Annotated in this window: 11 protein-coding genes, 1 tRNA gene and 1 CRISPR repeat array (1 of these 13 only partly in view); of the genes, 10 read left to right on the top strand and 2 right to left on the bottom strand. The window is 41.0% G+C overall.

Annotated features, from left to right (window positions below; genetic code table 11):
• The first annotated feature begins 163 nt into the window (after positions 1-163).
• Positions 164-1,180, top strand: a complete 1,017-nt coding sequence (locus LLW17_RS08840; protein ID WP_228229893.1) for a glutamine synthetase beta-grasp domain-containing protein — start codon at positions 164-166, stop codon at positions 1,178-1,180.
• 130 nt (positions 1,181-1,310) lie between these two features.
• On the opposite strand, the gene LLW17_RS08845 is transcribed toward LLW17_RS08840, so the two are convergent.
• Together LLW17_RS08845 and folP are read right to left on the bottom strand one after the other, a co-directional pair.
• Positions 1,311-2,264, bottom strand: coding sequence for a calcium/sodium antiporter (locus LLW17_RS08845; protein ID WP_228229894.1), 954 nt, complete (start codon positions 2,262-2,264; stop codon positions 1,311-1,313).
• Between the two features lie 70 nt (positions 2,265-2,334).
• Positions 2,335-3,186: a dihydropteroate synthase gene (gene folP, locus LLW17_RS08850; protein ID WP_228229895.1), complete on the bottom strand. Its 852-nt coding sequence runs from the start codon at positions 3,184-3,186 to the stop codon at positions 2,335-2,337.
• Between the two features lie 115 nt (positions 3,187-3,301).
• Between folP and LLW17_RS08855 the strand changes: the two genes are divergently transcribed.
• From LLW17_RS08855 to LLW17_RS08895, 9 genes are all read left to right on the top strand, one after another.
• Positions 3,302-3,850 carry a DUF1599 domain-containing protein gene (locus LLW17_RS08855; protein ID WP_228229896.1) on the top strand — a complete coding sequence of 183 codons (549 nt, stop codon included), beginning with the start codon at positions 3,302-3,304 and terminating at the stop codon, positions 3,848-3,850.
• A 2-nt stretch (positions 3,851-3,852) separates the two neighbouring features.
• Entirely contained in the window at positions 3,853-5,565 is a 1,713-nt protein-coding gene (locus LLW17_RS08860) for a BT_3928 family protein (RefSeq protein ID WP_228229897.1), read from the top strand.
• Positions 5,562-6,638, top strand: a complete 1,077-nt coding sequence (locus LLW17_RS08865; RefSeq protein WP_228229915.1) for an ABC transporter permease — start codon at positions 5,562-5,564, stop codon at positions 6,636-6,638. The genes LLW17_RS08860 and LLW17_RS08865 overlap by 4 nt, the downstream gene beginning before the upstream one ends.
• A 283-nt stretch (positions 6,639-6,921) precedes the next feature.
• Positions 6,922-7,671 carry a triose-phosphate isomerase gene (tpiA, locus tag LLW17_RS08870; protein WP_228229898.1) on the top strand — a complete coding sequence of 250 codons (750 nt, stop codon included), beginning with the start codon at positions 6,922-6,924 and terminating at the stop codon, positions 7,669-7,671.
• Positions 7,672-7,674: 3 nt separating this feature from the next.
• Entirely contained in the window at positions 7,675-8,511 is an 837-nt protein-coding gene (prmA, locus tag LLW17_RS08875) for a 50S ribosomal protein L11 methyltransferase (RefSeq protein ID WP_228229899.1), read from the top strand.
• 26 nt (positions 8,512-8,537) lie between these two features.
• Positions 8,538-8,813 carry an ATP-dependent Clp protease adaptor ClpS gene (locus LLW17_RS08880; RefSeq protein WP_228229916.1) on the top strand — a complete coding sequence of 92 codons (276 nt, stop codon included), beginning with the start codon at positions 8,538-8,540 and terminating at the stop codon, positions 8,811-8,813.
• A 255-nt stretch (positions 8,814-9,068) separates the two neighbouring features.
• Complete coding sequence (locus LLW17_RS08885) at positions 9,069-9,938, top strand: M57 family metalloprotease (protein ID WP_228229900.1); 870 nt, start codon at positions 9,069-9,071, stop codon at positions 9,936-9,938.
• Between the two features lie 139 nt (positions 9,939-10,077).
• Positions 10,078-10,151 (top strand) — tRNA-Arg (locus tag LLW17_RS08890).
• Between the two features lie 234 nt (positions 10,152-10,385).
• Positions 10,386-11,654, top strand: a complete 1,269-nt coding sequence (locus LLW17_RS08895; protein ID WP_228229901.1) for a site-specific integrase — start codon at positions 10,386-10,388, stop codon at positions 11,652-11,654.
• Between the two features lie 586 nt (positions 11,655-12,240).
• Positions 12,241-13,339: direct repeats of the CRISPR family, unit length 46 nt; unit sequence GTTGTGAATTGCTTTCAGAATCCTAATTTTAGGGATGATTCACAGG (it continues 616 nt past the right edge of the window).

A 13,339-nucleotide genomic window follows, 5' to 3' on the forward strand; every position in this document is an offset into this window, starting at 1 on the left:
GCAAAAATATATGATTTCGCAATATACCCCCAAACTTAAGGGGGGTTATTAAATTTTTTCCGTTAATAAGACGACCCCACCCCCCTTTTGAAAAATACCAGGTATTAAAGAAATGTTATATTTGCATTCGTTTAATTCAAAAAATTTTAAAAACCAATTTATTATGGGCAAATCAAAATTAGAGTATATCTGGCTTGACGGCTATACGCCAACTGCCAACTTACGAAGTAAAACCAAGATGGAGGAAGACTTCAGCGGTAAGCTGGAAGACTGCTCTACCTGGTCTTTTGACGGTTCTTCTACCCAACAGGCTGAAGGTGGTTCTTCAGATTGCTTACTTAAGCCCGTTGCTATATATCCAGATCCTGCTCGTAGAGATGGGTATCTTGTAATGTGTGAAGTTCTTAATCCTGACGGAACTCCTCACCCGTCTAATGCTCGCGCACAGATTGATGATGAAGATGATGATTTCTGGTTCGGTTTTGAGCAGGAATATTTCATTATGGACAAAGCTACCCAATTGCCTCTTGGTTTCCCTGTAGGCGGATATCCTGGTCCTCAAGGTATGTACTACTGCTCTGTAGGTGGAAAAAACACCCACGGGAGACAATTTGTTGAAGAACATGCAGATCTTTGTATCGATGCAGGTCTTAACTTCGAAGGTATTAACCAGGAAGTTGCAAGCGGCCAGTGGGAATTCCAACTTTTCGCGAAAGGAGCTAAAAAAGCAGGTGATGAAATCTGGATAGCTCGTTATCTGTTACAACGTCTTACTGAAGATTATGGATGGTATATTGAGTATCACCCTAAACCAATCAAAGGAGACTGGAACGGTTCTGGTATGCACGCAAACTTCTCAAACACCACATTGAGAACTGCCGGTTCTAAAGATGTATACGACACGATTTGTGAGGCTTTCCGTCCTGTAACTGCAGAGCATATCGCAGTTTACGGTGAGTTTAACGATCAGCGTCTAACCGGTAAGCACGAGACAGCATCTATTCACGATTTCTCTTACGGAATTTCTGACCGTGGTGCTTCTATACGTATCCCAATTATTACTGTAGAGCGCGGATGGAAAGGATGGTTAGAAGATCGTCGTCCTGCTTCAAACGCTGACCCATACAAAGTTGCAGGTCGTATCGTTAAGACCGTTAAAAATGCAGAGAAAAAAATCTAAGGATTTTTAAGACTGATAAAATTAAAGCCCGCAACTTGCGGGCTTTTTTATTTTTGAGCTTCATCACTGTAGAAAATGAAAATCAGCGCCAAAGCTTCAAGCCAACTCTTTCTATGCAAATGTGTTGATGTTAGCTGAACGCCAAACCTATAAAAACACAATACGCGGCAAAAAGAATGAGCCCCTTCCAACGGTTGAGTTCCATTCTAAGCGGTAAAAAGCCTAATGGAAGCAATACAATAGCAAATCCTAAGAGCCAAAACATATTGGTATCCAGAATACGATCATCTACGACCTGAATAGGTGTAATAAGCGCTGTAAGTCCCAAAACTGAAGCAATATTAAAAATATTTGAACCTATAAGATTACCCAAGGATATAGCTTTTTCCTTCTTAAGCGCAGCTATCAAGGAAGCTGCTAGTTCAGGAACACTGGTTCCTATGGCTATTACGGTTACTGAAATTGCATAATCACTTACCCCAAGAGAAGTGGCCAGATCAGTTGCTCCCAGAACCAGCCATTCAGAACCAAAATAAAGAGCAGTCGCCCCTATTAGTAACCAAACAACGATTTTAAAATAGGAGGTTTTAGACAAGCCCGCATCAATCTCATCATTCTGCCCTTCTTCGGTAGGACGGGATTTCCTGGCGCGGCGAATTAATAGAATAAGATAAACTACCAGCGAAAACAGCATTATAAAACCTTCGAGCTTTGATAGCACTCCGTCGTTGACCAAAGCTAAATACAATCCCAGCGAAAACAGCACCATCACCGGCCAGTTAAACCGGAAAAAGTCAGAATCGATACCCAGAGTTGAAATGATGGCTGTTAACCCGAGGACTAAAGCAATATTAGCAATATTGCTGCCTATTACATTCCCCAGGGCAATGTCTGAAAAGCCATTAAGCGCAGCCTGCAAACTCACCAAAAGTTCAGGCGCCGAAGTCGCAAAAGACACCACGGTAAGACCTATTACCATTTTGGAAAGATTCAGCTTAAACGATAATCCTACAGAAGATCGTACTAAAAACTCCCCTCCCACAACCAGCAAGGTCAAACCAATTAATATGTAAAAAACACTCATTTAAAAAGTCAATTAGGGTGATTCGCCAAAACCTTTAATAATTTAGCTTGCGCGAAGATACTAACTGCGCTTAGATTGTAGCCGTTCCATTTTCGCTTTGCGAAAGCGCCTGCAGTAATCTTACCGCTTCAACAGCCGGCTTTACATCGTGCACCCGAAGAATAGAAGCGCCTTTTTGTAAAGCCACGACATTCAAAACCGTAGTCCCATTTAAAGCTTCGGCAGCCGAAACATCGAGCGTTTTGTAAATCATGGATTTACGGGAAACTCCCATTAAGACCGGCACATCGAGCATCTGTAACTGTTCAGACTTATTTAAAAGTTCAAAATTATGAGCTATAGTTTTCGCGAAGCCAAAACCGGGATCAACAATAACGTCATTTATCCCCAGAGCACGGGCAGCAGCAATGCGTTCACTCAAATAATAAATCACTTCTTTAACAAGGTCATTATACTGCGCCAGATTATTCATCGTCTGCGGGTTGCCTTTCATATGCATCATAATATAGGGAACCTGAAGCGCTGCAATGGTGGTAAGCATATTTTCGTCAAGATGTCCTGCTGAAATATCGTTGATCAGTGCCGCCCCTGCCTGCACGGCCTGTTTTGCCACTTTACTGCGAAAGGTATCTACAGAAATCAAAAGATTGGGGAAATTCTTTATTAAAACCTCAACCACCGGAAGCAACCGTGATAGTTCTTCATCTACCGAAATATCAGCTGCTCCGGGCCGCGAACTATAGGCTCCCACATCAATAAAATCGGCACCTTCAGTCAGCATTTTCTCCGTCTGAGCTAAAACCGCATCCGCATGTGTAAACCGACTGCCTTCATAAAAAGAGTCGGGCGTCAGGTTAAGAATTCCCATAACCCGGGGCGTAGATAAATCAATTAAATTTCCTTTGCAGTTAATGCTTGCCATATAATGCCTTTCGGTTTTTACAGATTGCGTATTTTTAGGCGAAATTTACAGAAATTCGCCCAGCCTGACTGTAAAATCAGTCTTTAAGAGCGAAAAGAGCAGCAACAACCCATTCATGAAGCAGACTTCAGCACAATACGACGCAGTGATTACCACCTGCCGCGATTTGTTTTCCAAAAAAATGAGCGACTACGGCAGTGCCTGGCGTATATTGAGATTACCCTCATTAACCGATCAGATTTTTATTAAAGCACAGCGCATACGCGGGCTGCAGGAAAATGCGGTTCACAAGATTGATGAGGACGAAAGCTCAGAGTTTATAGGTATTATTAATTATTCGGTAATGGCGCTTATTCAACTGGAAAAAGGCGTGGCAGAACAACCCGACCTCAATCTGGACGAAGCCCTTGAAGCCTATGACAGGCACGTAAAGATCACCAAAGAACTCATGCTAAATAAAAATCATGACTACGGTGAGGCCTGGCGTGATATGCGCATCAGCTCCCTAACCGACTTAATTCTGCAAAAACTGCTGCGCGTAAAACAGATTGAAAACAACAAAGGCAAAACGCTGGTTTCTGAAGGTATCGACGCGAATTATCAGGATATGATTAATTATGCGGTGTTTGCCTTAATTCATATTGAAGAATCTAAAACGGAATAAATTTGAAAGCATTAATAGGTTTTATTCGTGTATTTGTAGGTATCCTGTTTATCATTTCGGGTTTTATAAAGCTCAACGATCCCGTTGGTTTTTCATTTAAACTGCAGGAATATTTTGGGCCCGATGTACTCAATCTTGAATTTTTGAGTCCGTTTGCCCTGGGTCTCGCGATCATTTCGGTGATTGTAGAACTGGTGCTTGGGGTTGCACTCATCATTGGGTATTACAAAAGACTCACCTTATGGCTGCTGTTGCTGATGATTCTCTTTTTCACCTTCCTTACCTTCTACTCGGCCTATTTCAATAAAGTGACCGATTGTGGTTGCTTTGGAGATGCCCTGCCACTTACGCCCTGGCAATCCTTTACCAAAGATGTGATCCTGCTTATTTTGATTGTCTTTCTATTCATCAATATCAAATACATTCAGCCGTTTTTCACCAATTTCGGCCGGTCTATCATCATCTTCGCGACCTTTATTGCGTGCCTGAGCTTTGGATATTACGTCTTAATGCATCTTCCGCTTATTGATTTCAGAGCTTATAAAGTGGGCTCCAACATCGCCGAGGGAATGGAAATCCCGGAAGGCGCTCCCGTTGATATTTTTGACTACAACTGGAAATTTAAGGTAAATGGTGAAGAAAAAGTGTTCACCACCCAGGGTGAATATCCCACTGTTGAAGGTGAATTCATCGGCGTTGATACCGAACTGGTAACCAAAGGCTACGTTCCGCCTGTACACGATTTTACCATTGAAAAAGACGGCGAGGATTATGCGGAAGAGTTTTTAAATACACCCAACCTCATCGTCATCGTTGCTTATGACCTGAGCAAAACCGAATGGAACGGCTGGCCCGCCATTAAATCCCTTACCAATGATGCGATACGAAGAGGTTATCAGGTAATAGGTCTTACGGCTTCAGGCGTTGATGAAGTCAATTCGTTAAAGCTAAAACAGGAAATCAATTTTGACTTCTATTTTACCGATGCCACAACCTTAAAAACCATTGTACGCAGCAATCCGGGGATTTTGAAGCTGAATAATGGAACCATCATTCAGAAAAAACACTGGAATGATGCAGAAGAAATCGAACTCGAAAAATTGCCTACTGCAAATCTCGACCTGGATTTCAACCTTAAATTTCAGCTGGATAGTATCACCAGGCTCGATAAGCTCTACAGACCCCTTATTCAGGAAAGTGATCCCGCAAAGCGGAAAGCCCTCGCCGAAGAATTAGGCATCCCTGAAGAAGACTATACCGGTGACCTGTGGAAAAAGCAGCGCCTGATAGACACGACAAATCTTAAACGTATAAAGAGACTCATAGAGCGCTATGGTTACCCCGGTAAATCACTGGTGGGAGAACCCACCAATCTGGTAGCTTTAGAAGTCATTGCCCATAATCCCGGTGAGATTGAAGCATATCTGGATATTCTCAAAAAAGCTGCTGAAAAGGGTGAAATCCCAATGACTCAGGTAGCCACTCTTGAAGATAAGCATCTGATGATGCAGGATAAGGAACAGATTTATGGCACCCAGGCGCAGATTACTGCCGAAAATGGCTTTTTTATATGGCCGGTTACAGAACCTGAAACCCTAAACGAGCGCCGTAAAGCCGCCGGTTTTAAACGCACCATCGAAGAATATGTAGCCGATTTAATGGGTAAAGATGTTCAATTTAAAGCCCTTAAACTTTCTGAAATCAAACGACTCTGATCTATTACATCTTAAATAAACTTTTTTATGCCCTGCTCACCCTTTTTGGGGTCGTGACAGTGGTATTCCTGCTATTTACTGTTTTACCGGGAGACCCGGCGCGTATGATGCTTGATCAAAATGAAGATCCCGAGCAGTTGGCGATAATCAAACACAAATACGGATTTGACAAGCCTGTTTTCACACAATACGCCTATTACCTGAATGACCTTTCGCCCTTATCCCTACACAAAAGCGAAGGTGAAAATTATACCAGTTTATCATCAGGAAAATACCGGTATACGCGACTTTTTGATATGGGCAGCTATAGCCTGGTTTTGAAAAAACCGTATCTCCGAGAATCTTTTCAAAAAACAGGAAAAACCGTTGCTGAAGTCATTGGCGAAACGCTTCCCAACACTATTGTGCTCGCAGTAAGCGCCATTAGCCTGGCGATGCTTTTAGGAATTTTTCTCGGGGTCGTTTCTGCAAATGCCCGGGATACCTGGGTTGATAAAGCAATACAGGTTGTGAGTACTCTGGGTATGAGTGTGCCCAGCTTTTTTAGCGCCATTCTGTTTGCCTGGTTTTTTGGGTATGTATTGCACAACTACACAAAGCTAAACATGACCGGCAGCCTGTATGCGATGGATGATTTTGGCGAAGCCATCACCATTCAATGGAAAAACATCATGTTGCCTGCAATTGTGCTCGGAATACGGCCGCTGGCTGTGGTGATTCAGCTGATGCGCAATTCCATTCTCGAAGTGTATAATCAGGAATACATTCGTACCGCTCAGGCAAAAGGCCTCAACAAAACACAAATAGTCTGGAGACACGCGCTTAAAAACGCGCTCAATCCGGTTATTACCGCAGTTTCAGGCTGGTTTGCCTCTATGCTTGCAGGAGCTGTTTTCGTAGAATATATTTTTGGCTGGAATGGCCTTGGAAAAGAAATCGTAGACGCCCTGAATACCCTCGATTTACCCATCATAATGGGTTCGGTTTTAATCATAGCCACGATGTTTATTTTGATCAATATACTGGTGGACATTATTTATGGCTTTTTGGACCCCAAAGTGCGTATTAGATAAGCATATTGTTGTGTAATCAGTTTGATGTCGCTATTTTTAGAAATTATCATTTTTATGCAGAAAATATTCCTCCCATTTTGCTTAATTAGCAGTCCTGTACTTTTTTCGCCAGAGATAAATTTTACAGCGGAAGCTCTTCAGAATAAATTTATAAGGAGATAAAAACTAAAATCAGTTTTACACAAGCTCTTGAAATCACTGATTTTCGAGAGCTAAAATGAAAGCTCAGCATTCAAAAAAAAATCAACAACCACTACAGATAATCAACTAAAAAACAATAACAATGAGAAAACATATTGTAGCCGGAAACTGGAAAATGAATACCGATCTTGCCGAAACGCAGGAATTGATTGACGGCTTAAAAAAAATAAACAAGACATCTGACGCAGAGGTAATTATCGCCCCTCCTTTTACCAACCTATATACTGCCTTTGAAAGTTTAAAAGGTTCTGATATAGAGGTTGCTGCCCAAAATATGCATCAATCAAGCTCAGGAGCATTTACCGGTGAGATCAGTGCAGCTATGCTTAAAGGAGTAGGTATTAAAACCGTGATTCTGGGACATAGTGAGCGTCGTGCTTATTTTGGCGAAAAGGAAGATCTTTTAGCTGAAAAAGTAAATACGGCACTTGAAAATTCCATGAAAGTAATTTATTGCTTTGGTGAAGAATTAAAAGACCGAAACTTTGGTGAGCATTTTGAAGTCGTAAACAAGCAAATCAGTCAGGCTTTATTCCATCTGGATGCAGATGCCTGGAAACATATTGTACTGGCATACGAACCGGTTTGGGCCATTGGTACGGGCGAAACGGCAAGCCCCGATCAGGCTCAGGAAATGCATGCATTTATACGTAAGACCATCGCCGAAGAATATTCTAAAGAACTTGCAGACAGCATTACAATTCTTTATGGAGGAAGTGTAAAACCCAATAACGCCGAAGAAATATTTTCAAAACCCGATGTTGACGGTGGTCTTATTGGTGGCGCTTCACTTAAAGCCGAAGACTTTATGGCTATCGTAAACGCCTTTTAAAGAATGGCTGAAGCATATACCGAATACCATTTTAAAATCGCGCCGGTAAACCCCGGCGCAGAAATTTTAATCGCGCAACTGGCGGAACTCGATTTTGAAAGTTTTGACGAGACTGAAGATGGCGTAAAAGCCTACATTCAGTCTGCATTAAATCACGATGAGATTCTTGAATCGGTTTCCATTCTCAACAATCCCGATTTTGAGACGTCCTATACGATTAGTCTCATAGAACCGGTAAACTGGAACGAAGAATGGGAAAAAAACTTTGAACCTATAGAGGTTGATGGCTTGTGTACGGTACGCGCGCCCTTTCACCCAAAACCATATACTGCGTTTGATATTGTGATTGAACCCAAAATGTCATTTGGCACCGGGCATCACGAGACCACGCATTTAATGATCAAGCATTTGCTAAAGCTGGATGTAAAGGGTCTAAAAACCCTTGATATGGGTTGCGGTACGGGAATACTGGCAATTCTTGCTGCCATGAAAGGTGCTGTTCCGGTTGATGCGATAGATATTGATCCCTGGTGTTATGAAAACACCGTAGAAAACGCAGAACGCAACGAGGTAAGCCACATAAAGACTTATGAGGGCGATGTGGCGCTTTTAGAAGAAAAGCACTACGAACTCATCATCGCAAATATCAACAGAAACATCCTGATGGCAGATATACCGGCCTACGCCAAATGTTTGAATCACGAGGGTATTTTACTGTTGAGCGGCTTTTACACACAGGATATTCCGGCAATTACAGAGGTTTGTAATCAACACGGACTAAATTTTATCATGAATTTTGAAAAAAATAATTGGGTAGCTTGTAAATTTGTAAAAAACTGATACTGATGCATCCACGATTTTTCAATATGAGCACCAAGGAGAAAATTCAGGAAGAATTAGATGTCCTGGTTGCAGAAGACCGCAACAATGAAATTGTAGTTTACAATGACGATGTAAACACTTTTGATCACGTTATCGAAACCCTGATTCAGGTTTGCGATCATACCCCCATTCAGGCAGAGCAATGTTCCTTGATTGTTCACTACAAAGGAAAGTGCACTGTTAAAACGGGAAGCTACGAAGATTTATTGCCGCGTTGTTCAGCCCTGTTAGATGCAGGTTTAAGTGCTGAAATCATTTAAATAATACTTTTTCGACATACCATAAACTAAGAGCCCTTGTTATAAGGGCTTTTTTTTGCTCTCAACTTTTAAAGTGTACTCATCCTCAGAAATCGATATGAAAACACACTATAATTTTCTGAAATCTCATTTTGTAAGTAAAATCCTTTATTTGCTGTAAATATTAGATTAAATGCAAACATTTAACGTTTAAACTATTTGGTAATTAAAATATTTCAATAAATTGCTTTATCACTAATCATTAATTATTATTTTATGATATCAAATTCAGTTAAACGATTTTCGTTTTTAGCTCTTACCTGCTCATTAGTACTGGCGTCCTGTTCTAATGACGAAGAAGAAGTAATGAGTTCAGAAACTTTAGAAGAGACCGCTAATCTCGAAGTTTCACAAGAAATCTTAGATCAGGTAGAAGCCCTGGGCATGAATACCGGCTATGTAAAATGGGATACCTTCCATTTTCCTGACGGAACTTCAGAACCCCGACTCTATTTAGAAGAAGATGTTGTGATAACACCAGATCAGTTAAATGCGCTTACTGCTTTAAATGCTCAGGAAAAAGGAGACAAAACCAGTAAGCAGTATCGCACTTCTGCTTTGGTAAGTCAGGGTCGCGTTATTTCTATTATAGGATTTACCGGAGGCAATCAGGCGCTTACTTCAAAGGAACGCACTGCATTACAGTGGGCAGTTGATAATTACAATCGCCTAAGCGGGGTTTCCATAAGCTTTAACCTCACTTTTGGTACCGATTATCAAAACAAGGATATGGTTGTTTACAACAACACCGTAAACAATCCTTCAGGTGCAGGTGGTAGTGCAGGTTTCCCCAGTAATGGATTTCCCTACAAATTTGTTCAGATTTATGGCTTATCAAATTATGACACCAATGTTATTGAACACGTAATTACCCACGAGATTGGGCACTCGGTTGGTTTTAGACATACAGACTGGTTCAGCAGACAGAGCTGTGGTCAAAACGTAAATGAAGGTGGTGATGTAAACTACATCCCGGGTACACCAAGTGGTTTTGATCCTACTTCGGTTATGCTTGCCTGCTTCAGCTCAAGTGAAGACGGAGAGTTTAACACAAATGATATCACAGCATTACGCAATATGTACTAAACGATTAACCTATTCAGGAAAAAGGTCATTTAACACTAAATGACCTTTTTTTATTTTAAAGCTTGTACTTTTTAAAAAAAGACCTATATTTGCACCCGCAAAAACAGATAAGTTCTAGTTCTGTTCAAGCAAGAATAAAGGCCTCGTGGCGCAACTGAATAGCGCATCTGATTACGGCTCAGAAGGTTCCAGGTTTGAATCCTGGCGAGGTCACAGCTAGTCTTAATAAAGACACACAAAAACCACGTATTTTTATTAAATACGTGGTTTTCAAGTTTTTAGGGCATCATTAAATTTGAAGTGATTTCAGCTTAAATGGTAGCTATTTGGTAGCTCAAAACGAAAATGGTAGCGATTGCTACCACGCATAGAACCGGTACTCTACCCCGTTTTGATAAAATTGGATTTGACTTTCGTAACAATCAAGTTTAATTTAAATCAAATGTTATGCGAACCACAAAAACATTCTCTATTCAGTTTTGGGCTGATACCCGAAAGGCTTCACAAGGTGAGGCACTCGTGTATGCCCGAATCACCATGGATCAAAAGAGACTCAGTGTTAGTCTGAAACGAAAAGTGCCCATTGAACTCTGGGATAGCCAAAATAAACGGGTCTTGGGGAACTCACTTATGGCTAAACAACTGAATCAATACCTCGATCTGGCCAAATCTCAATTGTACCAAAGTTATCTGGAGTTGAAAGCAGCAGATAAGATGCTTACCACTCAAATGATCAAGGATTATTTTATGGGAGAAGACACCAGCAGTAAAACACTTATTTACCTGCTGGATTATCACAACCAAAAAATCAACGGTACACTTGCCCGGGGAACGATCAAAAATTTCAAAATCACTGAGGGCTATGTTCGAAAATTCTTAAAAGCGAACAAGCATAAGGATATTTACCTTTCCCGATTGAATTACAAATTTATTTGTGATTTTGAGAGCTTCCTATTCCAGTACTATCCAGAAGGTCATCCCAGAGCGATGAGCCATAATACGGTGATGAAACACATTCAACGCCTGCGAAAAATAATACGCCTGGCGTATCAGTTAGAGTGGCTTGATAAAGATCCCTTTAGACGCTGGAAGACTACTTTTGAAAAAACCGAGCGCGAATTTCTTTCTGAAAATGAATTAGCCAATGTAGCCAGTTATGAGTTTACCAATGAGCGCCTGGAACGCGTGCGCGATCTGTTCCTGTTTAGTTGCTATACCGGAATCAGTTATGCTGATCTGGTCAATTTAACGCCCAAAAACATTTGGTTGGGTGACGACTCCAAAAAGTGGATTGTAACCAACAGACAAAAAACAAACACCCGCGTAAAGGTTCCCTTAATGCCTGCTGCATCAGATCTTCTTGAAAAGTATGAAGATCATCCCATGTCTCAGGTTTCAGGAACCTTGTTTCCTCCTATTACCAATGAGCGGGCTAACCTATATCTAAAGGATATTGCAGAGGCCTGTGGGCTAACCAAAAACCTGACCTTTCATATGGCCCGGCATACCTTTGCCACTACAGTGACACTAAGTAATGGGATGCCCATAGAGACCGTATCTAAACTACTGGGTCATACCAAAATTGCAACGACACAGATTTACGCACGGATTTTAGACAAAAAAGTAGAAGAAGATATGTACAAACTTCAGGAAGTTTTGCAATCTAAAAATACAGTACCAAAACGACCTAGCCCTAATTTGAAAATCATAAGATAATTAGCGGTGCAATCGTATCACTCCAAAAGAAGACAGATACTTTTTTAGATATTTATCCCATATATGAATTGTAAAACTTAAAAGAGGCCGCCTGATTACTCAGGACAGCCTCTTTATTTTTCAGGATACTTATCCAGGCGCTGTCCGAGGCAGCCGTTACAGCCACTTCCTAAAGAATGGCTCTTCCTTACCGTCTGGAGAAGCATTGATCGCAGGCTAATATCAAATAGCGCCGTCCTTATCAGCCGAAAGCCAACCCCATCACCTGCCAGGGTTGGCTGCTCCTTAACCGCTATCTTCAACTTATTGCAAATTTAATGAAGGTTGACTATCTAAACGTGGATTATTTTACTTTGTAATCTTAATTTTAGGGATGATTCGCAGGGTTGTCATACTGCATCCGATGTAGCCTGAGGTTGTGAATTGCTTTAGCTGCGCTGAACCTCAGAGTTTGGCCGCAGTATATTTTTGGGGTAGATTGCGAGCAATGTGTTTTTTAAAACTGAAGGCTGTTATTTAAGGTTGCAGAATCCTATTTTAGAGGATGATTTACAGGGTTGTGACAACAAAAAAACCACGCTTCCGGTTTGTGAATTGCTTTCAGAATCCTATTTTAGAGGATGATTCACAGGTCAATCTCATTAAAACCTTACTCTAATGGCGTTGTGAATTGCTTTCAGAATACTAATTTTAGTGAGGATTCACAGGATGCATTATGTGTTGTGGAAGGTCTCCCGGGTTGTGAATTGCTTTCAGAATCCTAATTTTAGGGATGATTCACAGGGGTAGTTTTTTAAAGGCCCGGACCAGTTTAGTTGTGAATTGCTTTCAGAATCCTAATTTTAGGGATGATTCACAGGATCTTTAGTTGAAGGGGATTTGGTCACTTTGTTGTGAATTGCTTTCAGAATCCTAATTTTAGGGATGATTCACAGGTTGTCCTGATCTTTTTTAATCTCAATATGCGTTGTGAATTGCTTTCAGAATCCTAATTTTAGGGATGATTCACAGGCAGAAATGCTCTACCCCTTTTTGCTCATCAGTTGTGAATTGCTTTCAGAATCCTAATTTTAGGGATGATTCACAGGGAGTGACACAGATGGATGAAGAGGAGTATGGTTGTGAATTGCTTTCAGAATCCTAATTTTAGGGATGATTCACAGGACTTAGACAGTCGGTCATATAGGGTACAAAGTTGTGAATTGCTTTCAGAATCCTAATTTTAGGGATGATTCACAGGGCGATGATCGTGCAAAAGCCATCATCAAAGGTTGTGAATTGCTTTCAGAATCCTAATTTTAGGGATGATTCACAGGATTGCATTGTCAATATGGTAGCTATAATCAGTTGTGAATTGCTTTCAGAATCCTAATTTTAGGGATGATTCACAGGAAGAAAACGCCGCCGGTCTTAAGGCTGCCGGTTGTGAATTGCTTTCAGAATCCTAATTTTAGGGATGATTCACAGGAAAGCTGCGCGGTAGATGACTACAACGCGGTTGTGAATTGCTTTCAGAATCCTAATTTTAGGGATGATTCACAGGATTCGGTTATATCGCCGCCGTGACGGTCTGTTGTGAATTGCTTTCAGAATCCTAATTTTAGGGATGATTCACAGGAAACGATTGTATGCAATGTGTGGCAGTGATGTTGTGAATTGCTTTCAGAATCCTAATTTTAGGGATG

This window comes from Leeuwenhoekiella parthenopeia (genome assembly GCF_020782115.1).
Taxonomy (GTDB): domain Bacteria; phylum Bacteroidota; class Bacteroidia; order Flavobacteriales; family Flavobacteriaceae; genus Leeuwenhoekiella; species Leeuwenhoekiella parthenopeia.

Excerpts from the sequence above, each read along its gene's own strand:
- LLW17_RS08840 (WP_228229893.1), top strand. The coding sequence starts at position 164 with ATGGGCAAATCAAAATTAGAGTATATCTGGCTTGACGGCTATACGCCA.
- LLW17_RS08845 (WP_228229894.1), bottom strand. The coding sequence starts at position 2,264 with ATGAGTGTTTTTTACATATTAATTGGTTTGACCTTGCTGGTTGTGGGA.
- folP (WP_228229895.1), bottom strand. The coding sequence starts at position 3,186 with ATGGCAAGCATTAACTGCAAAGGAAATTTAATTGATTTATCTACGCCC.
- LLW17_RS08855 (WP_228229896.1), top strand. The coding sequence starts at position 3,302 with ATGAAGCAGACTTCAGCACAATACGACGCAGTGATTACCACCTGCCGC.
- tpiA (WP_228229898.1), top strand. The coding sequence starts at position 6,922 with ATGAGAAAACATATTGTAGCCGGAAACTGGAAAATGAATACCGATCTT.
- prmA (WP_228229899.1), top strand. The coding sequence starts at position 7,675 with ATGGCTGAAGCATATACCGAATACCATTTTAAAATCGCGCCGGTAAAC.
- LLW17_RS08880 (WP_228229916.1), top strand. The coding sequence starts at position 8,538 with ATGAGCACCAAGGAGAAAATTCAGGAAGAATTAGATGTCCTGGTTGCA.
- LLW17_RS08885 (WP_228229900.1), top strand. The coding sequence starts at position 9,069 with ATGATATCAAATTCAGTTAAACGATTTTCGTTTTTAGCTCTTACCTGC.
- LLW17_RS08895 (WP_228229901.1), top strand. The coding sequence starts at position 10,386 with ATGCGAACCACAAAAACATTCTCTATTCAGTTTTGGGCTGATACCCGA.